The 26361-nt window shown below is 46.3% G+C and carries 25 protein-coding genes, 1 tRNA gene and 1 pseudogene; 9 read left to right on the top strand and 18 right to left on the bottom strand.

The genetic code is table 11. From position 1 onward, the window contains the following. Positions 1-102 precede the first annotated feature (102 nt). Positions 103-1365, top strand: coding sequence for an MFS transporter (locus Nant_RS06750; RefSeq protein WP_054340881.1), 1263 nt, complete (start codon positions 103-105; stop codon positions 1363-1365). Between the two features lie 95 nt (positions 1366-1460). On the opposite strand, the gene Nant_RS06745 is transcribed toward Nant_RS06750, so the two are convergent. Further along, positions 1461-2630 (bottom strand): cation:proton antiporter, encoded by a 1170-nt coding sequence (locus tag Nant_RS06745; protein WP_054340880.1) that lies wholly within the window; start codon positions 2628-2630, stop codon positions 1461-1463. 241 nt (positions 2631-2871) lie between these two features. On the opposite strand from Nant_RS06745, the gene nfuA reads away from it, so the two are divergent. The 5 genes from nfuA (at position 2872) to Nant_RS06720 (ending at position 8616) form a co-directional block, all read left to right on the top strand. Next, positions 2872-3465, top strand: a complete 594-nt coding sequence (nfuA, locus tag Nant_RS06740) for a Fe-S biogenesis protein NfuA (protein WP_054340879.1) — start codon at positions 2872-2874, stop codon at positions 3463-3465. Between the two features lie 255 nt (positions 3466-3720). Further along, entirely contained in the window at positions 3721-6144 is a 2424-nt protein-coding gene (lon, locus tag Nant_RS06735; RefSeq protein ID WP_054340878.1) for an endopeptidase La, read from the top strand. 133 nt (positions 6145-6277) lie between these two features. Next, on the top strand, positions 6278-6553 hold the full coding sequence (locus tag Nant_RS06730) for an HU family DNA-binding protein (protein WP_054340877.1): 276 nt from the start codon (positions 6278-6280) through the stop codon (positions 6551-6553). 35 nt (positions 6554-6588) lie between these two features. Then, a tRNA-Asp gene (locus Nant_RS06725) sits at positions 6589-6665 on the top strand. A 67-nt stretch (positions 6666-6732) separates the two neighbouring features. After that, the gene (locus Nant_RS06720) at positions 6733-8616 is read left to right on the top strand and encodes a SurA N-terminal domain-containing protein (RefSeq protein WP_054340876.1); all 1884 of its coding nucleotides are present in this window, start codon (positions 6733-6735) and stop codon (positions 8614-8616) included. Between the two features lie 506 nt (positions 8617-9122). On the opposite strand, the gene Nant_RS21890 is transcribed toward Nant_RS06720, so the two are convergent. Further along, positions 9123-9305 carry an RSP_7527 family protein gene (locus Nant_RS21890; protein WP_054340875.1) on the bottom strand — a complete coding sequence of 61 codons (183 nt, stop codon included), beginning with the start codon at positions 9303-9305 and terminating at the stop codon, positions 9123-9125. A gap of 93 nt (positions 9306-9398) precedes the next feature. Here Nant_RS21890 and gcvA point away from each other — a divergent pair, with 93 nt between their 5' ends. Together gcvA and Nant_RS06705 are read left to right on the top strand one after the other, a co-directional pair. Continuing rightward, positions 9399-10316: a transcriptional regulator GcvA gene (gcvA, locus tag Nant_RS06710; RefSeq protein WP_338011158.1), complete on the top strand. Its 918-nt coding sequence runs from the start codon at positions 9399-9401 to the stop codon at positions 10314-10316. A 63-nt stretch (positions 10317-10379) separates the two neighbouring features. Continuing rightward, a complete protein-coding gene (locus tag Nant_RS06705) occupies positions 10380-11072 on the top strand; it encodes an aspartate/glutamate racemase family protein (RefSeq protein ID WP_054340873.1) in 693 nt (230 codons plus the stop codon). A gap of 63 nt (positions 11073-11135) precedes the next feature. Here Nant_RS06705 and phnP read toward each other — a convergent pair whose 3' ends face one another. From phnP to Nant_RS06625, 16 genes are all read right to left on the bottom strand, one after another. Then, entirely contained in the window at positions 11136-11954 is an 819-nt protein-coding gene (gene phnP / locus Nant_RS06700; RefSeq protein WP_054340872.1) for a phosphonate metabolism protein PhnP, read from the bottom strand. Positions 11955-11987: 33 nt separating this feature from the next. Further along, positions 11988-12557, bottom strand: coding sequence for a ribose 1,5-bisphosphokinase (phnN, locus tag Nant_RS06695; protein WP_054340871.1), 570 nt, complete (start codon positions 12555-12557; stop codon positions 11988-11990). Next, positions 12558-13694, bottom strand: a complete 1137-nt coding sequence (gene phnM / locus Nant_RS06690) for an alpha-D-ribose 1-methylphosphonate 5-triphosphate diphosphatase (protein WP_054340870.1) — start codon at positions 13692-13694, stop codon at positions 12558-12560. It abuts the gene before it with no gap. A 15-nt stretch (positions 13695-13709) separates the two neighbouring features. After that, on the bottom strand, positions 13710-14480 hold the full coding sequence (gene phnL, locus Nant_RS06685) for a phosphonate C-P lyase system protein PhnL (RefSeq protein WP_238377087.1): 771 nt from the start codon (positions 14478-14480) through the stop codon (positions 13710-13712). Positions 14481-14498: 18 nt separating this feature from the next. Continuing rightward, positions 14499-15275 carry a phosphonate C-P lyase system protein PhnK gene (phnK, locus tag Nant_RS06680; protein WP_054340869.1) on the bottom strand — a complete coding sequence of 259 codons (777 nt, stop codon included), beginning with the start codon at positions 15273-15275 and terminating at the stop codon, positions 14499-14501. Continuing rightward, positions 15275-16189, bottom strand: coding sequence for an alpha-D-ribose 1-methylphosphonate 5-phosphate C-P-lyase PhnJ (locus Nant_RS06675; RefSeq protein WP_082400125.1), 915 nt, complete (start codon positions 16187-16189; stop codon positions 15275-15277). Before Nant_RS06675 ends, phnK begins: the two co-directional genes overlap by 1 nt. Then, positions 16186-17331: a carbon-phosphorus lyase complex subunit gene (locus Nant_RS06670; RefSeq protein ID WP_054340868.1), complete on the bottom strand. Its 1146-nt coding sequence runs from the start codon at positions 17329-17331 to the stop codon at positions 16186-16188. Before Nant_RS06670 ends, Nant_RS06675 begins: the two co-directional genes overlap by 4 nt. Before the next feature lie 81 nt (positions 17332-17412). Further along, positions 17413-18075 carry a phosphonate C-P lyase system protein PhnH gene (gene phnH, locus Nant_RS06665; protein ID WP_054340867.1) on the bottom strand — a complete coding sequence of 221 codons (663 nt, stop codon included), beginning with the start codon at positions 18073-18075 and terminating at the stop codon, positions 17413-17415. A 2-nt stretch (positions 18076-18077) separates the two neighbouring features. Beyond that, entirely contained in the window at positions 18078-18563 is a 486-nt protein-coding gene (gene phnG, locus Nant_RS06660; protein WP_054340866.1) for a phosphonate C-P lyase system protein PhnG, read from the bottom strand. Positions 18564-18566: 3 nt separating this feature from the next. Further along, entirely contained in the window at positions 18567-19259 is a 693-nt protein-coding gene (locus Nant_RS06655; RefSeq protein ID WP_054340990.1) for a GntR family transcriptional regulator, read from the bottom strand. Between the two features lie 38 nt (positions 19260-19297). Next, the gene (phnE, locus tag Nant_RS06650) at positions 19298-20086 is read right to left on the bottom strand and encodes a phosphonate ABC transporter, permease protein PhnE (RefSeq protein WP_054340865.1); all 789 of its coding nucleotides are present in this window, start codon (positions 20084-20086) and stop codon (positions 19298-19300) included. A 59-nt stretch (positions 20087-20145) separates the two neighbouring features. Beyond that, positions 20146-21162 (bottom strand): phosphonate ABC transporter substrate-binding protein, encoded by a 1017-nt coding sequence (gene phnD, locus Nant_RS06645; RefSeq protein WP_082400123.1) that lies wholly within the window; start codon positions 21160-21162, stop codon positions 20146-20148. Positions 21163-21212: 50 nt separating this feature from the next. After that, a complete protein-coding gene (phnC, locus tag Nant_RS06640; RefSeq protein ID WP_054340864.1) occupies positions 21213-22040 on the bottom strand; it encodes a phosphonate ABC transporter ATP-binding protein in 828 nt (275 codons plus the stop codon). A 193-nt stretch (positions 22041-22233) separates the two neighbouring features. Further along, entirely contained in the window at positions 22234-23769 is a 1536-nt protein-coding gene (locus Nant_RS06635) for an alanine/glycine:cation symporter family protein (RefSeq protein WP_054340863.1), read from the bottom strand. Positions 23770-23997: 228 nt separating this feature from the next. Then, positions 23998-24543, bottom strand: a complete 546-nt coding sequence (locus tag Nant_RS06630) for a hydrolase (RefSeq protein ID WP_054340862.1) — start codon at positions 24541-24543, stop codon at positions 23998-24000. A gap of 71 nt (positions 24544-24614) precedes the next feature. Beyond that, on the bottom strand, positions 24615-25817 hold the full coding sequence (locus tag Nant_RS06625; protein ID WP_054340861.1) for a Bcr/CflA family multidrug efflux MFS transporter: 1203 nt from the start codon (positions 25815-25817) through the stop codon (positions 24615-24617). Positions 25818-26078: 261 nt separating this feature from the next. Here Nant_RS06625 and Nant_RS06620 point away from each other — a divergent pair. After that, a pseudogene (locus Nant_RS06620) lies at positions 26079-26361 on the top strand (phenylacetic acid degradation protein PaaN); the annotation flags it as partial.

Raw genomic sequence — 26361 nt, 5'->3', positions numbered from 1 at the left:
AAGGCAGTCAGTCGATGGCGGTTTGAGTAAATATAGGCTTGCAAATATGAGGTGATCGTTGACGACTATTTCCTACTCTCGTAGGGGACTAAAGGATATTTCATGATTAAAATGTTGTCGGGGGTCTGGGCCCTTCTGCTCGGTATCGTGCTCATCATGTTGGGCAACGGAATGCATTTCACCCTTATTGGCCTGCGCGGCGGGATCGAGGGGTTTTCGGCTGCGGAGCTGGCTATCGTCACCTCAGGCTATTTTATGGGTTTCCTGTCGGGGGCTCGTTTTACCCCGTTACTGATCCAGCGAGTAGGGCATGTGCGCGTCTTTGCGGCACTGGGCAGCTTCATGTCGGCCGCGCTGATCTCCTTTCCGCTGTTGACTGACCCTTGGGCCTGGACGCTGCTGCGGGTGCTTGTGGGCTTTTGCATGTCGGGCATCTACGTCACGGCTGAGAGTTGGCTGAATGCCGCCGCCACCAATGAGACGCGTGGTAAGGTGCTGTCGGCCTATATGATCGCGCAGACACTGGGCATCATTGGGGCGCAGGGGCTGCTTACGCTGGGCGATGCAGGGACTTCGGTGCTTTTCATCGGTGCCTCGATTCTTGTGTCGATCTCCTTTGCCCCCATCCTTCTGTCCGCCACCACCACTGTACCGGCGATCAGAATTGCGCGTCCTATGCCCTTGCGTGAACTCTTCTTGAGCTCGCCGCTCGGCGCCGTGGGGATCTTTCTACTGGGCAGCGTCTACGCGACGCAATCGGGTATGGGCGCGGTATTCGGCACCAAAATCGGGTTGACGGCGACGCAGATCGCGCTGTTCATCGCGATGTTGTTCGCCGGTGCGCTGGTGCTGCAATACCCTATCGGCTGGCTTTCTGACCGGGTGGACCGGCGCAAGCTGATCTTCTGGGCCGCTTTTCTTGGCGCGGTAGCCTGCGCGTTGGGATGGATCACCGGTGGCGGCCTGTGGCCCTTGATGGCGGCCGCCTTCTTCTCCGGCGGGTTTACCACTCCGCTTTATGCTCTGTTTCTGGCCTACACCAATGATTCTCTGTCGGCCGAGGATATGCCGGCCGCATCCGGGGGGCTGGTATTCACCTTCGGGTTAGGTGCAATCGCGGGCCCACTGGTTACCGGTTGGGCGATGCAGGGGTTTGGTCCGTTCGCGTTCTGGCTGGTAATTGGAGCGACCTTCGGCGCCATCGCGCTCTATGCTCTCTACCATATGACGCAGGGCTCGTCTGTCCCGGTAGACGAGACGGAAAGTTACTTAGGTGTGCTGCCTACAGCCTCGCCCGTGGCAGTAGAGGCGGCAGGCGTCTGGGCTGCTGAACATGCCGAGGCCGAACGTAAGGCCGAGGATTAACCCTGATTTCAGTTGCGGGAATCGATTCGTAGACGAGTTGGTCTGTTAATGATCAAAAAAAATTCCTGATTAGAAACAAGTTAAGACAGATTATTTCAATCGCGTCTTAACTTGTCTGATACCGCAATCGGTGATGGAAAGTTAAAGATGACTATATAGGTTGATAGTATGAAGGTAAGAATGGCGGTTGCCTGAATAACATGTGAAGCTTCCTGACCAATCATTGCAGAACTGGCTGCGATATACGCAATTAACAGCGAAAACTCACTTATTTGTCCCAGTCTGAACCCAACCTCCCAAGACATAGAATTATCTTCTTTTATTGTCTTCAGCAGCAGGCGGAAAACCACGGGTTTAAGAGCGACGACAATAATGGCCAGTAGAACCGAAGGTATCAGAATTTGTCCAACTAACCCTAAGTTGAAACTTGCCCCGACTGAAAAGAAAAATAGAATCAGGAAGAAGTCTCTCAACGGCTTGAGGTTGGTCGCTATGTATTGTGAAATTGGACTCGTGGCTAAAGCGACACCTGCTACAAACGCGCCCATTTCAGCCGATAAGCCGATATACTGCGCACCTTCTGCCATCCCCAGACACCAGCCGATAGCTAATAGAAAAATGTACTCATGAAAACGGTCAAAGCGTTGTATTAATTTAAGAATAATGTATTTAACGAGTAAAAAACCTCCACCAACCAGCAATGGTAGGGCGATTAATGGTTTAATCAGGTTTATTGCACTGCTTTCTTCGTTCTGGCTGCTGTATAAAAAAAGTAAAACCAAGATGGCAATAACGTCCTGCAGCAGCAGTAATCCCACGACCAGTTCTCCCGTATGCCGATGATGCAAGACTGTGGTCGGCAATAGTTTTATACCGATAATGGTGCTGGAGAACATCAATGCAGCACCAATGATTAGGGATTCTGTTTGCGTGTAACCAAATAGCTGAGTCGCAAAGTAACCGGCTGCCAGAAAAATTAAGGAGCTGCCAAGAGCCACCCAGGTCGCCTTTTTTATCATCTGTATTAAATGCGAGGGTTGCATATCTAACCCGAGTAGAAATAACAAGAAAATAATGCCAACATGGGAAATATCAGAGAGCAGAGCCGTATCAGAGATGAATTGGTATCCGTAAGGACCTAAGATAGCCCCTAAGACGATATAAGCAACCAAGAGTGGTTGACGTGTATAAAGTGCTACTGACGCCAATATAGCCGCACCGGTAAAAATCAGGAAAAAAGAAAAAACTATTGAGTGTTCAGTCATTTAGCTGCTCCTTGTGAACGCTTTTAAAGTGTAACAGAAGCTGATGTGTTCTGTTTAGAGGCTCTGTTGCTTTTGTGGGCTAAAGGGGAATAGGTTTGATGTGGGGCCTGTTCGATAGGCTGATTAGAGATAAATTTTATTTAGATACATACTGAGTAATAGCTGAGCAATTTACTCGGAATTAGAATCGGTGTATCCTGACAGCATTATTTGTACTTATGGTTATATTCAGGTGTTAAAAATGAACATGACAGTTACCGAAGGCGCAGAAGTTTATCTGGCCGAACTACTATCCAAGCAAAATGTTGAAGGCATGTCTGTGAGAATGTTTGTTACTCAGCCAGGTACGCCTTATGCAGAAACATGCTTAGCCTATTGTCGTCCGGAAGAACTGGTCGAAGATGACGAAGTAATGGAATTAAGTAAAATTCGTTTCTATTTCGAACGTAATAGTTTGCCTTACCTTGAAGAAGCGCTTGTTGATTATTCGCAGGATCGTATGGGTGGCCAGCTAACCATAAAAGCCCCTAATGCCAAGGTGCCGAAAGTCTCTTCAGACAGCCCGATGAACGAACAAATTAACTATATTCTTTATAGTGATATTAACCCGGGACTTGCATCACACGGTGGTGAAGTTAAGTTAGTAGAGCTCATCGAAGAGACGGACGGATATATCGCCGTGCTTAAATTTGGTGGTGGTTGTCAGGGGTGCAGTGCGGTCGATCTGACTTTGAAAGACGGTGTTGAAAAAAGCCTGATGGAACGTCTTCCTGGGCTGTTAGCGGTACGTGATGTTACGGACCATACTGTGACAGATAACTCTTATTATAAATAAATATTACTAACTGGCGTTTTAAGTGTGTTAAATGCGCCTGCTACATTGCTAGATCGGCATTGTGTGCTATAAATAGTACACGTGCCGCCATCCTTACCACATACATAACAAGTTGAAATCACTTAAGGTTGTTTTCTTGTTTGTAGCCCCCATAGTCTAATTCAGGCATGTAAATCATCAAAATATGGCAGAAATGTCAGTTTTTTATATCGCACCCCTATCGTTGAGGTGCCTTGCAGAGAGGCAATATCCATTATGGATCAGTTTGAAGCTACCGATATTATTAATGTAGAGCTTCCCGTACTGCCGTTACGTGATGTGGTTGTGTATCCACACATGGTCATCCCACTGTTTGTCGGCCGTGAGAAATCCATTGAGGCGCTTGAAGCCGCGATGGATGGCAATAAAGAAATTTTACTGATTGCGCAAAAAAATGCGTCTGATGATGAACCTGTTGCCGGTGACCTGCATGATATAGGTACCGTTGCCAGTGTCTTACAGATGTTGAAACTACCGGATGGAACGGTCAAGGTTCTGGTTGAAGGTGACTATCGTGCCAGAATTATTGAACTGGATGATTCTAATGCGTATTTTACGGCTAAAGTCAGCAGTTTACCGGTAGAAATACTGACCACTGCTGAAAGTGAAGTTTATAAGCGCACTGCTTTGGAACAGTTTGATCGTTTCATTCAGATTAATAAAAAAATTCCGGCTGAAGTGTTAGCGTCATTGCAAAATATCGACGACATTGGCCGTTTATCAGATACTATCGCGGCACATATGTCGCTAAAGTTAGATGAAAAACAAAGTATTCTTGAAATGCTGGATAGTCGTCTGCGTCTTGAACACTTGATGTCTTTGATGGAAGCCGAGATTGATCTCGTTGAAGTTGAAAAGCGTATCCGTGGCCGCGTCAAAAAACAGATGGAAAAAAGCCAGCGCGAATACTATCTGAATGAGCAAATGAAGGCGATTCAGAAAGAGTTGGGTGATCTGGATGAAAACGGCATCAGTGATATCGATGAGCTGAAAAACCGTATTGATGCGGCAGGCATGCCAAAAGAGGCATATGATAAAACCTTAGCCGAGTTTAATAAGCTGAAAATGATGTCCTCGATGTCTGCCGAAGCCACGGTGGTGCGTGGATATATCGACTGGATGCTACAAATACCCTGGGCTAAGCGCTCTAAAGTTCGTCACGATATGAAGCGCGCTGAGATAATTCTTGATGAAGACCATTTTGGTTTAGAGGAAGTGAAAGACCGCATTCTTGAGTACCTTGCTGTGCAACAGCGGGTTAAAAAGCTTAAAGGACCTATCCTTTGTCTCGTAGGGCCTCCGGGTGTCGGTAAAACGTCATTAGGTAAGTCTATTGCACGTGCTACCAATCGTAAATATGTGCGTATGGCGTTAGGCGGCGTGCGTGATGAAGCAGAGATACGCGGACATCGTCGTACCTATATAGGATCTATGCCCGGTAAGCTGATTCAGAAAATGGCTAAAATTGGGGTTAAAAATCCACTTTTTCTTCTCGATGAGATTGATAAAATGGGTATGGATCAGCGCGGCGATCCGGCCTCTGCGTTATTAGAAGTACTTGATCCCGAGCAGAACTCAACATTTAACGATCATTATCTTGAAGTGGATTACGATCTTTCCGATGTGATGTTCGTCTGTACCTCGAATTCAATGAATATTCCTGGTCCGTTACTGGATCGTATGGAGCTCATTCGTATCCCGGGTTACACTGAAGATGAAAAATTAAATATCGCTCGTAAGTATTTGGTACCTAAGCAAATAAAGCAGAATGGTCTCAAAGAAAAAGAAGCGCGGATAGATGATTCTGCGATTATTAGCTTGATTCGCTATTATACGCGTGAGGCAGGCGTGCGTGGTCTGGAGCGGGAAATCGCCAAGATTTGTCGCAAGGTGATTAAAGCGGTGGCGTTGGGAGATGTCGCTGACTCACTTGTCATTGCCGACGATAATATTGAAAAATACAGTGGCGTGAAAAAATATAGCTTTGGTCTCGCAGAAGAGGAAGATTTGATCGGTCACGTTACGGGTCTGGCGTGGACTCAGGTCGGGGGTGAGATGCTGAGTATTGAAGCAACGGTTATGCCTGGCAAGGGTCGTCAAATTACCACGGGTTGTCTGGGTGATGTGATGAAAGAATCCATTCAGGCGGCGTTGACTGTGGTGCGTAGTCGCGCCAAAGCGTTAGGGATTTCTTCTACATTTCATGAGAAGCAGGATGTGCATATCCACGTGCCTGAAGGAGCAACGCCAAAAGATGGACCAAGCGCAGGGATTGGTATGTGTACGGCACTGGTATCTGCTCTAACAGGCATTCCTGTTAAAGCAGATGTGGCAATGACCGGGGAGATTAATCTTCGTGGTCAGGTGATGCCAATAGGTGGTTTAAAGGAAAAATTACTGGCTGCACATCGTGGTGGAATAAAAACAGTTATCATTCCTGATGAAAATCAACGTGACCTTAAAGAAATACCTGATAATATAAAGGCCGATCTTGATATTAGACCGGTTAAGTGGATTGATGAAGTGCTTGACATTGCCTTAAAATTCCAACCTAAACCGTTGGAAGATGAGCCTGTTGAGCCTATATCAACTGAAAAAAAATCGACTAAATCCTCGACAGAACAAATAAATACACATTAATGCCAAACACAGGCAGAATCAGGTGTTGAGTACTTGACACCTATTTCTGCCAGTTGGTATAAAGTGCGGGATATTTGTGCTGAGCATGGACTACAGAACATAAAAAATAATCGACTCGATAAAGGGGAACATCGTGAACAAGTCTGAATTGATCGACGCTATTGCAGCTTCTGCTGATATACCAAAAGCGGCTGCAGGTCGTGCATTAGACGGTGCGTTGGAAGCTGTGACTTCTGCACTGCAGAAAGGTGAATCTGTTGCACTGGTAGGTTTTGGTACTTTTTCTGTAAAAGCGCGCGCTGCACGTACAGGTCGTAATCCACAGACAGGTAATCCAATTGAAATTGCTGCAGCAACACTGCCAAATTTCAAACCTGGTAAAGCATTAAAAGACGCTGTTAATAAATAAGGATTTGATCGGATTTCGATCATAATTCCGAATACGGAGCGGTAGTTCAGTTGGTTAGAATACCTGCCTGTCACGCAGGGGGTCGCGGGTTCGAGTCCCGTCCGTTCCGCCACTATAAAAAAAGCGCATTCAGGCGAATGCGCTTTTTTTTTAATCTAAGGATTTGTTTTAGGTGAATCATGCTTCAGTCCATCAGAGATAGTTCGCAAAGTATTGTTGCCAAAGTTATCGTTGGTTTAATTATTGTTACCTTTGCATTATTTGGGGTGGAGTCATTAGTTAGCCTTACCGCCGAATCAAATGCCCCTGCAACGGTAAATGGTGAAGAGATAACCCAGCAAGAACTATATCAAGCTACTGAATTGCAACGCCGTCAGCTTCTGTCCCAGATGGGTGAGAACGCCGATCCTGCGTTACTGGATGATAGTTTGGTCAGTAGTATGGTGCTGGACAGTTTGATTGAACAAAAATCTCTGCTATTAGCTGCAGAAGATAAGAATATGCTGATCTCTGAACGTATGATCGATCAGATGATTATTAATACACCGGATTTTCAAGTAGAAGGTCAATTCAACCGGGACCGTTTTGAAGCAACATTACGTAACGCTGGTTTTACACCGCTGTCGTATCGTAATTTACTCAAAAAAGAGCGTTTGATTGAGCAAGAACGTAATGCGTACCAATTGTCAGCATTTGTTATTCCCGCTGAGCTTAAACGCATCATTACTCTTGATAGGCAGACACGTGATATTAGCTACTTTATTTTTCCTTTAGATGATGTCGAGAAGAATTTGACGGTATCTGATGAGGAGATTAATGCTAAATACGAGGCTGAACGTACCTCCCTGATGACAGAAGAGCAGGTTGCTATTGAATATATACTGCTTAATAAGAATGACCTTCGCGATAACGTTGTAGTATCAGAAGAAGAACTGAAAGCACAGTATGATCAGTTCCGGGTGTCGTTCCAGGCGGAAGATCAGCGTCATGTTGCTCATATACTGGTTGAAATAACGCCTGACCAAGATGATGCTGCTGCATTAGCTAAGGTTGTAGCGCTACAAGCCCGTATTAAGGCCGGTGAAGAGTTTTCCATCGTAGCCAGTACAGATTCAGATGACATAGGTTCGTCTGCTGCCGGAGGTGATCTGGGTACGAATGGCAAAGGAGTGTTTGCAGATGCTTTCGAACAGGCTATGTACTCGTTAGACGTTAATCAAGTGTCTGAGCCTGTGCGTACAGAGTTTGGCTATCATCTTATCAAGGTGATGGGTATTACCAAGGCTGAAACGCCAAGCTTTGCTGAAATAAAACAAGACTTAACTGATGATATTCTAACGCGAAAAGTTGAAAACATTTATGTTGAGCGTTTAGAGTTGATGGCTGATATTACTTTCTCATCAGGGGATCTTATCGAACCCTCAGAAGTAATGAATCTGCCAGTGATGACGAGTAAACCTTTTGGCCGATCAGGTGGTGATCTCGATATTACCCAGAATGCTAAAGTTATTGGGGCTGCTTTCAGCAGTGATCTGATTCAAGACAAGCTAAACAGCTCAGTAATTGAATTAGATAGAGAGCGTACGGTTGTGGTGCGTGTTAAAGCTTACTCTGAGCCGCGTGAGCAAACATTGGCAGAAGTTGCTGATGAACTGAAGCAGCAGCTTATTAAAGATCAAGCCAGTGAAGTCCTTGCTCTTAAAGCACAGGAAGCGGTTGATCAAATAAATGCAGGCGAAGCAGTTGACCAGGTTGCTCAGGGCCAGTTGGTTGTCAATCTTGAGGCGGTTTCTCGTGCATCAGGTGAACTTCCAATTGAGGTACGTTCAGTAGCGTTTGCTTTGGCTAATCCAGACAGTCTGAAGTCTGTCGTTTCTTCAGCAGAATTACCGGATGGAAGCGTGGCTGTGGTGCTTCTGAAAAAAGTTAATATGACAGAAGTGCAGCTGACGGATGAAGAGACACAATCGATGGGTGCTTTTCTGGGCTCACGCATTGGCCAGCAAGAATATCAGTCTTTGGTTGCTGAGTTGAAAAACGCAGCAGAGATTGAGAAAAAGTAATTTTTTACAAGATATAAAACGCACCTTTTGGTGCGTTTTTTTTTGCTTAGAATTAATCGCTATCTTACCGTTTCTTAGCCAGGAAGCCGCTAATAGAATTACCAATAGAACTGGTCTTCGCCGAAAGGACAGATAATGGCATAATCGCCATTTTCAGGTCTTCATGGTGAGCCTCTATCGGAATGGCAGATATGTGAATTACATGTAGGAAGAAATAATAATCGTGATATTAATCAGATAGGACGTTTTGTTAGCGCAGTGTAGTGTTTTTGATGTCTGAAGCTTTTGATGAATTCTGCTTTGGATAAGGATTTAGTAGTAATCAGAGGTCATAATGCAGAATACTTATCGTTAGAATTAGCGTCCTACGCACATGCAAGCTATCACTAGCCCTTTATTTGTAATGGGGTTTTCAGAGGGGTTATCAGTTCAGAGGGGGTATCAGGGAAGATAAAAATTCTCGGGGCCATGTTAGCCCCAAAATGAGATTGCTTATCATTCTAGCATTAGTGATGTGTAGGCCGGCCTGTGAAAATTTTAGGTAATTCAAAGCTAAAAAGTGCTTTGATTTTAGTAGTAAGCTTTAGGATAAGTGCAGCGTTATATTCGTGGCGTAGTTGATAAGCTTGCTTGATATAATAATCTGTATCTACGTTACCGTTGATATCCAATTTCAATTCAGTGTCCATGCTCTTTCTCGCTTATGTGTATTGGTTAATTAATATTCATACTAAAGTCTTAATAAAGATTGCACAAACGACCAATTTTCATCAAAATAATGAATAAAACTAATCAATAGGGGTTTCATCATCAGACGCTTACCTCCACTTAATTCAATTCGGATATTTGAAGCCGCTGCTCGTAATCAGAGCTTCGCTGCCGCTGCAGAAGAGCTTTCTGTTACGGCATCAGCCGTCAGTCATCAAATTAAAACCCTTGAGGAATACTTGGGTCTGGTGCTTTTTCGAAGAAATAAAAGGAAAGTTGAACTGACCCCTTTGGGTGAGCAATATTTAGTGTCGATTAAATATGCATTGGATGAGATTGAAATTGCTACTAAGCGTCTCACAGCAAATCCGGAATCAGACATAATAACGATTAGTGTAGCCCCGAATTTTTTAACCCGTTGGTTAATGCCCAGGATGCAGCGCTTTCAGGAAAAGTATCCCGATGTAGAATTGCAGATAACGGCGTCTACAGGATTAATTGATTTCAATAAATCCAATACGGATATGGCAATCTATTTTGGCAGTGGAGATTGGCACGACATAGACGTGCATTTTCTAAGAAATGTGTTGTTAGTACCTGTGTGTAGTCCGTCATTGTTAGGCTCCAGGCCTTTGAATACGCCAGAAGATTTACGTAAACATACGTTGATTCAAGTGAGTACACGTCTTTATGAGTGGCCGGAATGGTTACAATTGGCGGGCGTTGAAAAATCAGGTTTCGGGCGAGGCTTGCAACTATCAAGTAGTCAATTGGCGACGGCGGCAGCACAAGAAGGATTAGGCGTGGCGTTAGCTGACAGTACACTGACATCGAGAGAGATAAATGAAGGTAAGCTAGTAATGCCGTTTAATCTTATGCTCGATACACACAAATCTTTTTACCTTGTGCATCAGAAAAACAGGCTCTTAACATACGGTATGCAAGCGTTTAAGGATTGGGTTATTGATGAGATGCACAAGAGTTGTGTTTGAGGTACAAGATATAAATGTTAAATAACATACATCGATGACGTAAGGCGTTTTATAAGGAGTTTTATGCGCACGATTGGTTTACTAGGGGGTATGAGCTGGGAAAGTACCGCGAGTTATTACCGTCTGATTAATGAAGGCATAAAGCAGCAATTAGGCGGACTTCACTCTGCAAAGATTATCTTACACAGTGTCGATTTTCAGCCCATAGAAACGTGTCAGCATCAAGGTGACTGGGCGACAACGGCTGATATACTTAAGCATGCCGCACTCAGCGTACAGGCTGGCGGTGCGGATTGTTTGGTTATTTGTACTAATACCATGCATAAAGTCGCAGATGAAATTGAAGCGACAATAAATATACCTTTATTACACATTGCAGATGCGACTGCAGAGGCGTTAGTTGCTCTGGGGATTAAGCGCGTTGGCTTGTTAGGTACACAATTTACAATGGAACAGGATTTTTATAAAGGTCGCTTAATTCGTCAGTATGGCTTAGATGTTCTGATACCTAATGAAGGTGACTGTCTTATTGTTCATGATGTCATCTATAAAGAGTTGTGTTTAGGACAGATTTCAGAGCATTCCAAACAGGAATATTTACGAATCATTAACCAGATGGCTGATCAGGGAGTGGAAGCTGTTATTCTGGGCTGTACGGAAATAGGTCTTCTGATTCAGCAATCAGATACTGATATGCTGTTGTTTGATACGACTGAAATACATGCCAAAAAAGCGGTGTCCTATTCATTAACCTGATTATCCATAAGACTCAGGCAGTGTTAACAAGCGATACGGCATGGTATGCCTTCAAGCACTTAATCATAGCTTACACTCGTGGCTAATCAGCTGCTTATTAGCAGTCATTGATGGTGCTGAAATAATCATACCGTCATAAGCAATAATAAAGTTGTCAGGGATGGCATGTGGGTTATCTATTAGCCAACAGTCCAGGCGATGGCTGATATGTGTAAGGATCATTTTTTTGGGTCGAAGCTGCTGATGAATTCTAAGCACCATATTGACGTCATTATGGTTTTTAGGCGGTATGTCGCGAGGGGGTTCGGAGCAGTCGATAATCAGATAATCCAGAGTGCCAGGAGACAGGTTGCTGAGAAATACTTCCGTTTTCGCGGGCAAACCCACAGTGTCGGTTAAATAAGCGATCCTGAAATCATCTTTTTCGAGCAGGTACCCCAGCGTAACTTTTGAGTGCTGTAAAGGTAGCGGTGTCAGCGTGAAGTCTTCCCACATAACCGGTTGGAAGGGGGTAAAAGGGGGTTGGAAAGTAAGCACACCCGGATGTTTATAAAGATCATCAGCACCTGCGGGGTCATCGGGACGAAATACCGGAATTTTTTCTTCTCTCTCTGACCAGCGTAAGTGAAATAACCCCTGCACATGATCCATATGAAAATGTGTCAGAACAATTCGATGAATATCATCAAAGGCATAACGTTCTGCTAAATCAGTTCTGCCAGCGTCCAGCAAAGTAATTCCAAGGGACGTACGTATAGCGAGGCTACAAGGAGCACGTCGCTGGGCTGGAATTGCGATGGCGCGTAGGCAAGCTTTGCACTGGCAGCCCCACACCGGGACTTGTCCGGCGTTACCGGTTCCTGTGAATTCTATATCAAACATAAGCTTTCAAACATAAGATTTAAAACATAAGATTTAAACATTAATAGTTGCCGTGGTGAGTTGATCAATTAAGCGCGCTAATGCAGTCACGGCTTGATCCAGGTCGCCGTTATTACTGATGACATAGCATCGTCTGTTAAGGCTTTCTGCATAGCCTCTAGAGCGTAATATCCGCGCTTCTATCTCTTCCCCGGATTCTCTGCTGCGTTGCGTTAAACGCTCACGCAGGCTCGTTTCTTCGACATCTATCAATACCGGAATGAGTTGTTCGGCGTAGTGTTCGATCGCTTCTGGTAAATGTTCGCGTGAACCGTTAACAATAACCGAGTGATTTGCCTTCAACCAGGTATCGACTTCACTGCCAATACCGTATTGATGCCCGTTAGCTTCCCAGCTTAGCGAGAACAACCCCAGGTTTTTTCTCAGTGCGAATTCAGTGTCCGTTAATTCGATATGGTTTTCACCACCCGATTGCCAATGACGTGTGATATAGCGATGAGCAATCATTAACCCTGCACCTGGGTGCAAGTGTTTTCTCAGTGCTGAAATGATGGAGTCCTTACCACTACCGGAAGGCCCCATCAGGTAGATTATTTTTGCCATTTAGAATGCTCGATTTCCATTCTTCCATACCTGTTCAATATGGATATGGTCATTGGTCAGGGTGCTCCATACCAGATCAGCCTTACAACCGGGCTGAATGCGGCCGCGATCATGTAAGCCGACGGCATCCGCGGGTTTATGGCTTACCAGCGCGACCGCTTGAGGCAGATCATATTGATTCGATTCAAGTGCGGCGATTTTAAAAGCGGCATCCAATAAGCTGGCTGGGTAATAGTCGCTGGAGAGAATGTCCAGCACGCCTTCTGACGCTAATGTATGGGCTGCAATGTTACCAGAATGAGAACCACCACGAACAACATTCGGTGCGCCCATCATGACGCCCATACCTTTTTGATGCGCTGCTTTTGCCGCCTCCGCTGTGGTCGGAAACTCAGCAATCACCATGTTGTAGTGGTGGGATTCGTCAACATGCGCCTGAGTCGCATCGTCGTGGCTGGCCAGTGGTATACCTAAACGGTTACAGGTGTCGCAGATCTGTTCGCGAAAGGTATCACTATATAAACGGCTGGACTGAGTTTGGCGTTCTACGAACACGTCCATCTCTACATCCGACAGTTTGTATTTACCCTGATAATATTCACGGTATTTTTCTAAGCTGGCAAATTGACGCTGACCGGGTGAGTGATCCATAACGGATACCAACTGCGCCGGTGTTCTTTCGAGTAACGCATTAAACATAGCTAATGTGTCTTTGTGACTGACTTCGCAGCGAAGATGTAGCAAGTGATCTGCGCGGCTGAGTTTTCGCTCGCGAGATTCACTGAGTGCATCGACCATACGCGTCAGGTTATTCAGGCGTTCACTACCCTGAATAACATCACCGATAGAGATGGCATCAAAAACAGTGGTGATGCCCGCGCTAATCATCTGGGCGTCATGGACTTTAAATGCCTGAATTGCTGGCCAGACAACACCGGGACGAGGCGTGAAGTGCTTTTCCATGTTGTCGGTGTGCAGTTCAATCATGCCGGGTGTGAGGAACCCACCCTGACAATCGAGCGCACCGGGAAGCGTGACACTTCCGTGGTCAATACTGCTGATAATGCCATTTTCAACCGTGAGCGTGCCGTTAATAACCTCGTTGGATAAAACTATCTGTGCATTGGTTAAAATCACGTGATTACTCCCCTGTTAAAAATCAACGGCCGCTGGCTCGGCTTCCCGGTTAACATCAAAAAAATGATCGGCTACGCTTTCTCTTACTACGGCATCATGGAAGATGCCGACGACGGCTGTCCCGCGTGATAATGCTTGTTGAATCAGTTTGATCACTACCTCAGAGTTACGCTGGTCTAATGACGCGGTCGGCTCATCCAGCAATAGAATCGGGTAGTCGACAATGAAACCACGGGCGATATTGACCCGCTGCTGCTCGCCACCCGAAAAGGTACTGGGTGCCAGTGCCCATAAGCGTTCAGGAATGTTCAGCTGGGTCAGCAGGTCGGCGGCTTTAGCGCGAGACTCTGCTTCACAAACACCGCGCTCACGTAAAGGTTGCATCACAACATCCAGTGTTGAAACGCGGGGAATAACCCGTAAAAACTGGCTGACATAGCCGAGTGTCTCTTTGCGGATTTCCATTAACAGGCGGCTATGAGCGGTTGCCAGATTGATCATCTCATGACGATGCCAAATGTTTATCGCTCCCTGACTGGGGAGGTAATTAGCGTATAACGTACGCAGCAGCGTACTTTTACCGGCGCCACTTTCTCCGTGCAGGACAGTACACTCGCCTGCATTCACCTGCAGGTTTACATTATTCAGTACCTTAAGCTGAATGCCGCCCTGGTTGTGCAGCGTGAAGGTTTTCGATAGTCCCTGAACGTCAATCATTACTTTTAATTGAGCCGTTAACTGAGTCGTCGCCTGCGTTTTTAACTGAGTTGTCATTTGAAGGGTCATCTCATCTCTCCTGTCAGGTTAAGGTGTCAAAACTGATGAGACCAACAGTTGTGTGTAGGGGTGTTGCGGGTCGTCTAGTACCTGATCAGTGAGACCGGTTTCGACAATTTTTCCATGACGCATAACCACTAAACGCTGAGCCAGCAGGCGGGCGACGGCTAAATCGTGGGTGACAATCACCACCGCCAGATTCAGATCTCTAACCAGGGTGCGCAGCAGATCCAGAATACGCGCCTGTACGGAAACATCTAAACCGCCCGTCGGCTCATCCATAAAGACCAGCCGTGGATGCGTAACCAGGTTGCGTGCTATCTGTAAGCGCTGCTGCATACCGCCTGAGTAGGTGTTGGGTTTATCATCAATCCGGCTCACATCCAGCTCAACATCTTCCATCCAGCGCAAACCTTCCTTGCGGATATTGCCGTAGTGACGCTGACCAACCGCCATCAGGCGTTCGCCGATATTAGCGCCGGCCGATACGCCCATCCGTAAACCATCGCGGGCATGTTGGTGGACGACACCCCATTCGGTGCGCAACAGGCGGCGGCGCTCGGATTCCGGCAGTTCGTATAAATTGAGCCATTCATTTTTGGCGTTCCGGTAGAGTACTTCGCCTGCGTTGGGTTCCAGTCTTGCGGATAAACTCGTCAGCAGTGTGGATTTACCCGAGCCGGATTCGCCGACAATGCCGAGTACTTCACCGGGGTATAAGTCCAGGCTGATCTCTTCGCAGCCTTTACCCGGCGCGTAGAGTTTGGATAGATTGTTGACGCGTAATAGTGGTTCGGATTGCATTAGAGAGTCTCTCGTAAAATATCGATGGGCGTATCAATAGGCGTATCAACGGGCATGTTAATAGATTCCTCAATAGGCCCGCGTTCACGACAGAAATCAGTGTCGGAACAGATAAAACTACGGGTGCCCAGGTCATCCATGATGACCTCATCCAGAAAACTTTCGTGTGATCCACAGATCGCACATGACTCATCCCACTGCTGTATTTCGAAGGGATGATCTTCAAAGTCGAGGCTTTTAACATCGGTGTAAGGCGGAATCGCATAGATACGTTTTTCACGACCTGCACCAAACAGTTGCAGGGCTGGCATCTGATGCATTTTTGGATTGTCGAATTTAGGAATAGGTGACGGATCCATAATGTAGCGCCCGTTAACCATGACCGGGTACGCATAGGTAGTCGCGATATGGCCAAAGTGAGCAATATCCTCATACAGCTTCACGTGCATCACACCGTAATCTTCCAGGGCATGCATTTTTCGGGTTTCGACTTCACTGGGCTCAATAAAACGTAATGGCTCAGGAATTGGCACCTGATACACCAGAATCTGATCTTCTTGCAGTGCAGCTTCAGGAATCCGGTGGCGTGTTTGTATTAAAGAAGCCTCACGGGTTTTCTCCGTTGTTTCTACGCCCGTCAGATCTTTAAAAAAGGCGCGGATACTCACCGCATTGGTGGTGTCGTCGGCCCCCTGATCTATTACTTTGAGCACATCGTCTGCACCAATTACGGCAGCGGTTACCTGCATGCCGCCGGTTCCCCAGCCATAGGGCATTGGCATCTCGCGGCCTCCGAAAGGCACCTGATAGCCGGGAATAGCGACGGCTTTCAGTAAGGCGCGGCGGATCATGCGTTTGGTTTGCTCGTCGAGATAAGCGAAATTATAGCCATCGCGTATGGTTGCAGCGCTCATTCGCCTTTCTCCTGAACGGGTGTGACTGGTTTAGCGGATGTGGGGTTTTCCTTACGCAGACGTCTCAGTAGTTCGAGTTCGGCCTGGAAGTCAACGTAGTGGGGAAGCTTAAGGTGTGATACAAAGCCCGATGCTTCTACGTTATCGCAATGCGACAGCACAAACTCTTCCTGCTGAGCAGGGGATATTCTTTCTTCATCGTAGCGTTCTGCCTGCAAGGCGCGATCAACCAGCCCCATCGACAGTGTTTTACGCTCGCTTTGGCCAAAGGCCAGACCATAGCCCCGCGTGAATTTAACGTCGTTGTCTTCGAGTTTGCTAAAACCATTAATCATTTCGCATTCGGTCACCTGAATAGTGCCGATATCAATGCTGAATCCCAGCTCGTCCGGTGTAATGGCGACGTCGACTTCACCGGTTCTGATCTCTCCGGCAAACGGATGGTTGCGACCATAACCGCGTTGTGTGGAATAGCCTAATGCCAGCAGAAAGCCTTCATCGCCACGTACCAGTGACTGTAAACGTGCACTGCGATCACAGGGGTAAGTGGGCGGATCCTGTGTCACATCGGCTGGTGTGGAGTCGTCGTCTGTTTCTTCGACTAACAAGCCTTCCCGCTCCAACATTTTCAACACACGGGTCATTTTTTCTGGTTCTGGTTCTGATGCTTGCTCCGATGCTGACGTCTGTTCTGTTGTTGCAGCCACTGAAGCAGATGGCGTCGCTATTCCATCCTCCGCCAGCAGTTTAAAATCCAACAGGCGATGGGTGTAATCAAACGTAGATCCCAGAACCTGCCCACCGGGCAGATCTTTAAAGGTGGCGGAGATGCGGCGTTCGACCTGCATCTGCGTGGTGTTAATCGGTTCGCTGGTATAAAAGCGACTTAACGTGGTTCGGTACGCTCTTAACAGAAAGATCGCTTCAACCAAATCGCCTGCAGACTGCTTGATCGCTAAGGCGGCTAATTCACGGTCATAAATAGAGCCTTCGGTCATCACGCGGTCGACAGCCAGCGATAACTGTTCGCTAATTTGCTTTACCGACAGAGCAGCAACAGAGGTGTCTCCACGGCGGCGTTTGGCTAAAAGCTGGTGCGCATTGGTGATGGCTTGTTCGCCACCTTTAACAGCTACATACATCTTAAAAGACCTCCACCTGTGTGGTTCTTGTGATACATGCGCGTGATGGATTGTTCGCGATATTTAACAGCTACATACATCTTAAAGCACCTCGACCGTGGTAGTTCGTGGGATACATACGAGTGATTGCTCAGCCACAAAAACAAGATCAATACCTAATGGGAAGGAGTCAGGGCGCTCCACCAGATAGTTGATCAGGACATCGTTAAGGTCAGAGATATGAATCAATTTTTCTGTAGCGATACCAGGGCCTGATAGCTTGAGGCTTGTTAGCGCCTGTTTAGACATTAGTGGAGAGAGTCCGCTAGATGGCTCTTTTGCGGATAGCCCGCTTACAGTAAGCTCTGACGACACGCTGTTGACCTGTAAAATCAGTGTGCAACCGGTTTCCGGATACTCACATGAACCGATAGAAAACTCAGACATTGCTGTGATTTCGCCGGGATAAGCGATAGCAAATAATGCCTTGGCTGGCTCATCCGTGATGGGCATGCCGCTATGAAAGTGTAAATTGTGTCTTATATCAGCCGTATTGAATTCCGGGGATAACCACAGCGGGGTTTGCTGATCCAACAGTGCCTGGCAGACGGCAAATGTACTGCTATACAGATGTGTCAGCGCGTCGGGTGATGTGAGGTTAACAACACTACCCGGTTCGCTCATGGCTTTTAATAATTGTCGGAACGTCTGCTGGCTATCTCTTACCGGTTCAGCAAAACCTCGAATAATCTTTGGCGCATTCATGCTTAATCTTCGCCTCGTACCAGTGTAAAAAAGTTAACTTTGGTGGTGCTGGTTTCTGCTGTTTTTTGTTGCTGCTCTCGCATTAACTGCTCTTCTAATAGCTCAATAACCTGCTGGCGGATCGTGGATCCGTTATTGCTGGATTGGAGTAAAGCATCGAGCTCGGCTGCTCGCAGTGCATGGGCTTTGTTACGTCCGGCGATATAGCTGTAGCCGTAATGGCCTGCTATAGATCGTACGACGCAACGGGTGATGGTCATGTCACCCAAATTAAACTGTGAACCAGTGCCACCCATCCGCGCCCGGACTTGTGTGAGACCCACTTCAGGCGCTCGGATCGTTTCAAACTGAGCGGTATCGATGAGCGAATCGGATAGATTATGTAATAGCTCGCCTGATGATTTAGCCATCACTGACATCCAGCGTTGTCGATCATTTAGCTGATAATTCACTGTGTTGCTTCGCTCTTTAAGGGGAGTATGTTCCATGATTCAGGGTTCCACGCTGTATTCGAAAATGTCACTGCGGCTGATACTGATAGAGTATTCCATCAGTTGTTCTGTACGTTTAAGTGTGTATTGCGAATGAATCTCCATGACTGGAATACCACGGCCAATACCGAGTTGTTGGCACTCATCAAAGGTAGGCATGCGGGCTCGCAGTTTGGTATTGCCGCGTTCAGCATCGAACTGATAATGATCACGTAAAAACTGATGTAATGAACCGGACGTGTATTGTCCAAGCGTGCCAAGATCCACATTGAAAAGATGATGCTTAATCAGAGTGGCGGGTTGTGTGTCGATGTAACGGCAGGTTTTTACAATAACGACAGGCGCTTTTGCTGAGCACTTGAGTCGATTCGCTAATTCCAGATTGAGTGTTTCCTCGTAACAGCCAAGCACCTGTGTTTCAAGTGAAAAACCTATCTTGGATAAGTTATAGGTAAAGCAAGAATTACTATGTAACGAGTAATCAATAGGGGCCCGTACCACCTGATTTCCTAACCCCTGAAAGCGTTTGATTAAGCCGTCCTGTACTAATTCATCAACAGCGCGGCGTAGCGTATGCCGGTGCACATTGAAACGTGCAGCCAGCTGTTTTTCAGGAGGCAAGAGATCACCGGACTCGTATTGATCACGGATTTCGTTTCTTAGCTGTGTCGCAATTTTTAAGTAAACGGCCATAGTGATGTTGTCTATACAAGTTTCAGGGATAAAAAAAATCAAATAAACGCTTTGCGTAGTTGCTGTGATGTCAAATCTATCAGCGTCACGCAGACAATGATGATGATCATGACGGCACAGGTTTGCTGAAACTGAAATCCACGCAGGCTTTCCCAGAGAATCACACCAATACCACCCGCGCCGACCATACCAACCACGGTGGCTGAACGGACATTGGACTCAAACCGATACAGAGAATAAGAGATCCATAGGGGGAGAACCTGAGGGATTACGCCATAGAGAATTTCTTCCAGCTTGTTGGCACCCGTGGCTCTAACGCCTTCAGCAGGACGTGGGTCTATGGCTTCAACGGCTTCTGAAAACAGCTTGGCGAGCACACCTGTGGTATGGATAAATAACGCCATTACACCGGCAAAAGGGCCAAGACCGACAGCCACCACGAAGAGCATGGCAAACACCATTTCGTTGATTGCGCGTGTCGCATCCATCAGGCGGCGGGTAGGCTGATACATCCACATAGGTGCAAGGTTTTCAGCGCTCATAAGGCCAAGAGGAATAGCGCAGATGATCGATAGCACGGTACCCCAGAGTGCAATATGAATCGTAATAATCATCTCATCGACGTAGTAACTGAAGTCTTTAAAGTCAGGTGGGAAAAAATCACTGGCAAATTCACGCATGTTGCTCGCGTCATTGATCAGGAGCATGGGATTCATTTCTGCAGAGCCCCAACCCCAGCCCAGCATCAGGAATAGAATTCCCCAGCTTAAGGGGGCCATCCAGTTGTAGGGTGGTTTTGGCAGTGTGCTGATCGTTGATGTTGTCATGAATTAATCCGAACGTAAAAATGGCTTCAGGCTGCGTGTGCAGCCTGAAGTTATGATGCTTAGTTAGTAGAAGCAGCGGTCAGAGCGTCCATGCGACGGTTCAGTTCAGCTAGCTGATTGTCGATTTCCTGTACTTTTTGTGCTTTATCTTCTTTGCTCATATCTGAATCGTTAACCAGTTTGATACGGTTTTTAAACAGGACTAACTGGCGGATAGGCAGCAGTTGATCATCGCTGGATGCTTTGAACGGTGCCCACTGCAGAGCATTCAGTGTGTCCAGTTCTGCGGTGTCGTTAGTCGTGCCATAGGTCATGAAGAAGCTATAGATCTTGCTTTTTGTTTCTTCTGACAGATTTTTACGCCACACGATGGGGTCAGCAGGGATCAGTGGAGATTTCCAGATGATTTTGACGTTAGCCAGTTTCTCGGGGTTAGTTATCTCGAAACGGGCAAAACTTTCAGTGTTGTTAGTCGCGACATCCACCTGACCATTGGCGACTGCCAGGAAGTTAGATTCGTGGCTGGCGTTGGTCATGTGTTTGAATGCTTTCTTTGGATCGACACCGTTCTTGGCAAACACATAATAGCCAGGCACTAAGAAGCCAGACGTTGAGTTAGGATCACCATTACCAAAGGCCAGTTCACTGCTGTATTTCAGCATGTCATCAACATTGTTGATCTTGGTGTTATTCTTATTGGCGAGTAACAAACTCCAGTAGCCAGGATTACCCGATACATCGACGGTTTGAGCAAAAATCTGTCCACCGGCGCGATCAACGGCTTCCAATGCTGATTTATTACCCAGCCATGCAACATCGACTTTATCAAAGCGCATCGCCTGAATAATCCCTGCATAGTCAGAAGCAAAGAAGGGTTTGATCTCCACCCCCATTTTATCGGACATATCGTTAAGGAAAGGAACCCAGACGGTTTTCAGGTTCTGTGAAGATTCAGTCGAGATAATGCCGAAGTTGAGAGTTTTCATCTCTTCTGCCTGTGCCAGTGTCACGCCTGACAGGGCGGTCGTTATTGCCAGGCCAGTCGCCAGTTTAGAAAACAGTTTTTTCAGTTTCATTCGTTGGGTTCTCATAGATGGATTTCAGTTAGGCTGGGTTTAATTGATCGTTACGCCGGGTTTAATTGATAGTTAGGTAGTAGCGAATCTTTACACACAGCATCCTGCTGCTGATCAAGTTGTTGAATTCCATATAACTGGGTGAGCTGGTCGCTGCTTAGCTGGTTGATTCGGCCGTCGAAGAATATTTCCCCTTGGCGAAGCGCCACGGCGCGCCGGCAATATTTTTTTGCGTAATCAACCTGATGTAGCGTCACAACGACGGTAATGCCGTCTTTCTCATTGATGCCCTGGAGAATCTCCATCACTTGACGAGAAGATTCCGGGTCTAATGAAGCGATAGGTTCGTCGGCCAGAATAATCTCGGCCTTTTGCATCAGCGCTCTGGCGATAGCAACACGCTGTTGCTGTCCACCAGAAAGCTGAGACGCTCGCTGTAGAGCAAAGTCGCGTAAACCCACGCGTTCTAGTGCATCTAATGCTTCTTGCTTTTCTTCGTCAGTAAACCAGCCCAGTAAACTGCGGTAAGTGGGCACACGGCTTAAACCACCGATCAATACATTGGTTAATACGGACAGACGACTGATCAGGTTAAATTGCTGAAAAACATTACCGATGCGTGCCCGTGAACTGCGTATATCTTTATGTAGTTTGCCGTTTTGTTGAATCGGTATGCCAAATACAGAGATTTCAGAAGGAGTTTTTTTGTCGGCCAGTGTCAGGCCTGAAATGTGACGCATCAGTGTTGATTTACCCGATCCTGATGGGCCAATTAACGCGACCATGTCTCCTTGCTCAATCGCGAGATCAATACCTTTAAGCGCGTATTTATTTTTGGAAAATGATTTCTTTACGCCTGATATGTTAATCACTGACATTGAGTATTCCTCTGTTTTGTTAGAGGCATGGTAGCGGTGAAATATTACAAATCAGTTATCTAGACATGTCAGAAATATGAAGAGAAAAAGACAGTTATGTTGCAGCGGAATGTATTTTTAAAAGGACTTTATAATAAAAAAGCCGCTGAAAATCAGCGGCTTTTAGAAAACGTATTAAAAGAGATAGTAGGCGTTAAACAGTCTCTGTTTCGCGTTTTTTATCTTTGGTTTTTTCTAAACGCTGTGCATCAGCATGGCGTTTAACCCAGAAGTCAGCACCTTGGATGCCTAGTTTCTCAGGGTTGAAGGTATATTCTTTTACGCCGGCTTTACGCTGCGCTTCATAATCTTTCAGCGCTTTAATTGCCGGTTTAGAGATGAAGAAGATGATCATTATTCCGACAATGTTCAACCATGCCATTAGCCCTACGCCTATGTCACCCAGACCCCATGCAAGGTTAGCTGTTTTGACGGTGCCGTAGAACGTTGCTGCCAGCAAAACAAATTTCAGTACGAAGTCTAAGCCCGGCAATTTCAGCGTACGCTTAAGGTAAGCAAGATTCGTTTCTGCAATATAGTAGTACGCCAGAATCGTCGTGAACGAGAAGAAAAATAGCGCCAGGACGATGAAGGGTTTACCGACACCGGGCAATACTTGCTCAACGGCTGTCTGTGTATAAGCAGGGCTGTTAGCTGCAATTTCGGCGGCTAAGTTCTGAACCAGGAATACCCCTTCGCCAACACCATGAACGTTGTAAGCTCCAGTGATCAGGATCATGAACGCGGTAGCTGAGCAGACAAACAAGGTATCAATATAGACTGAAAAAGCCTGAACCAGTCCCTGTTGTGCAGGGTGGTCAACCTCAGCAGCAGCAGCGGCGTGAGGGCCGGTACCTTGTCCCGCTTCGTTTGAATAAACACCACGTTTTACGCCCCAGCCGATGGCTGCGCCCATACCGGCCATCGGCGTAAATGCATCCGTGAAAATTGCGCTGATAACGCCCGGCAAAGCTTCAAGATTGAGTGCAATTACAGAGCAGGCAATAACAATATAAGCCAGTGCCATAAACGGTACAACGATCTGAGTGAAACTGGCAATACGCTTGACGCCTCCAAAAATTATGAAGCTGAGAGCCAAAACAATACTGATAGCTGTGAGTATTTTAGTCAGGCTCAGGTCACCCATAGTGGTGTTGATGATCTCACCCGTACCAAAAGCCAGCTCTGCAGCATTACCGATACCGTTGGACTGTACGCCCGGCAACATAACGCCACAGGCGATAATCGTAGCAATAGCAAAGATCCACGCAAACCACTTTTGTCCCATCGCCTTTTCAAAGTAGAAAGCCGGGCCACCACGGTACTGGCCTTCGTGTTCTTCTTTATAGATCTGACCTAAAGCAGATTCTGTATAGGCTGTTGCTGCGCCCAGAAAGGCGACAACCCACATCCAGAAAACGGCACCCGGGCCACCAAAACCGATAGCAGCGGCTACGCCTGCAATGTTGCCGGTACCAACGCGGCCTGACAGTGACACGGCTAGCGCTTGAAAAGAGGAGATCCCTTTGTCTGAACTACTACCTGAAAAAAGTAGACGCCACATTTCGCCAAACATACGTACCTGCACAAAGCGGGTAAGTATTGAGTAAAACAAGCCTGCGCCGAGGCAAAGGTAGATAAGAGCGGGGCTCCAGATGATTCCATTTATAGAATCGATAATTGACTGCATATGCACTGGTCTCTATGGAAGGGTTCGTTTTTACGTTATTAGAATTGTCGGCAGGAATTGTATAGAGAAGCAGGCAGGTGTTTTTTTTGTTTTGTTAGTTTTATTAGACGAAAGTATTTATAAAGATAAAAATTCATTAAATACTATGGTTTTTCGAAAGAGGACAGGGGCTGCCGTAGCGTGCCCCTATGTTTACTCTATAGTTGGCAAGAGTTTACTGAGAGTTAGCTAGCGCAAGTACTCTTTACTGATACGTTTAAAGGTATCAGTGCCGGACTTCTGCATCCACTCAAAAGCTACCATTTCACGTGTGACTATATGAATACCGCAGCCGCGCATACGTTCCAGAGCACAGGCTTTATCTTCTGGATTACGTGAAGAGACGCAGTCGGCTACTACATAAACATCATAGTCCTGTTGTTTTAATTGTATGGCTGTTTGCATCACGCAAACATGAGACTCCATGCCAATGATAACCATCTGATCCAGTTTGCGATCCTTGATTATTTGCTGGCAAGAAGGCTCTGACATACATGAAAAGTGTGTTTTTTCCATGTACTGATCTTCGGGCAGAATGGCTTTTAGCTCTGCAATGGTATGACCAATGCCTTGTGGGTATTGTTCGGATGTCAAAATCGGGACATTAAGAATAGTAGCAATCTCAATCAGCCATTTACTGTTTTTTATCAGTCGTTCTTTTTCATAGATGGCTGGAGCCAGTTTTTCCTGAATATCGACGACTAGCAGACAAGACTTATCGGGATGAATTAGCACAAATATTTCCTTATTATTGGTTCTGTAATGTCAGGGTAGTTGTTTATCCATTGTATTGCTTGGCGTGTTATCTAGTGTGTTTTTATTTCAGTTGTTATTGGCTTAATAATTAACAGATAACTGACTACCGCTAAAATACCCATTAAAGAGATACTGGCAGCCATGACCGTGGGTGAACCTGTGTGGCTGTGGCCGACGATAAGTCCAACAACGGCGGCGATCGCGGATTGGGTAAAACCTAAGAGCGCTGATGCTGTTCCCGCCATTTTTGAAAAGGGGCCCATCGCACCCGCCATCGCCTGTGGCATTACAATCCCTACCGCCATCATAAAGAAAACCTGGCATCCAATGACCCAATACAGATTATGCATTTCCAGTAATGATGCGGTCAGCATTAATGTACCGGCGACAGCACCTACTGAGGTGCCCATAATCAACATTTTATTGATACCCAGCCGTGGTCCGAATCTTTGACCCAGCTGAGAACCTGCCATATAACCCATCACAACGGCTGTGAAATAAAATCCATAGTTTGTTTCTGAAACACCAAAGAAGTCGATTAGTACAAAGGACGAACCGGAAAGAAAAGAGAATAAGCCGGCAAAAATAAAACTGCAACAAAGGGTATAACCAAGAAAGATCCGGCTGCGGAGGAGTTGACCATAGTTTTTCATGATAACTAATGGGTGCAGACTATTAACATTTTCAGGCTGTAGTGATTCCTGAACTTTAAACAGGATAATCAGGGTAACAATAACGCCGTATACACCTAGAAAGATAAAAATGGCACTCCAGTCAAAGGCCAATAGCATGTAGCCGCCAATGATAGGAGCCACGGCCGGCGCCAGAGCCATAATGGTAGCCATCATAGAAAGCACGCGGGCTGATTGAGTGGGACCGTAAATATCCCGAATCATGGTGCGTCCGAGTACCGGCCCACCGCAGGCGCCAAGTGCCTGAAGGAAACGAAACATAATAAGTTCTTCAATCGTGGAGGCGGTAGCACAACCAAAAGAGGCGGCTGTGAAAAGTACTAAGCCACCGAGCAGAACCGACTTACGTCCGAAACGATCGGCAAGTGGTCCGTATAACAGTTGAGCTACAGCAAAGCCGCCAAAGAAAATCGATAAAGTGACCTGTACCTGATCAATGCTGGCATTGAGTTCGGTTGTTAGCCTGGGTAAAGCTGGCAGATACATATCCGTAGACAAAGGACCTAAGGCAACAATGGCGGCGAGTACCAGTATGGTTGCCAGAGAGGTAGGTAAAAACATTAATATTCCTTTAAAAAATTAAGCCCATCATTTTAACGAATATCAGCTTTGGGTAACAGGCTGGAAAATAGCAAAAGATTATTGCGGAAACCAAAAAGGATACAGTATTTATGACTAAAGACGTTCTTTATGTATCATAAACTTTGGTGTATGGTTTCTCTAACTTAATAAACAACAATCTGTATACAGAGCCCTATAAAAGAGGCTCTATACCGAACCGCTTATATATAACAAGGACAGAGAACTCTCATGAGCCATGCGATGACACCCCAGCTTGAACCCTTGCTTGAAAAACATCAGAACACCCTGGACGCGGCCCTGGCTGCGATTAAACCCCGTGACTACTGGACCCCTTATCCGGAAAATCCTAGCCCGCGTGTCTATGGCGAAACCGCCAATGCTGACGGTGAAGCGGCGTTCAAAAGCTACCTGAATCAGAGTTTTGCCCTGCAGATGCCGGGCATCATCGGTGAAGCCGGGTCCGAAGTGTCACCTTACGGTATCGATATGAATGTCAAATACCCGCTGGTGGATCTGGATCAGT

Origin of the sequence: Neptunomonas antarctica, from assembly GCF_001305295.1 — a bacterium.
GTDB classification, from domain to species: Bacteria; Pseudomonadota; Gammaproteobacteria; order Pseudomonadales; family Balneatricaceae; genus Neptunomonas; species Neptunomonas antarctica.
The sequence above is the reverse complement of the archived record's forward strand: the minus strand, read 5'-3'. Positions and strand labels throughout refer to the sequence as shown.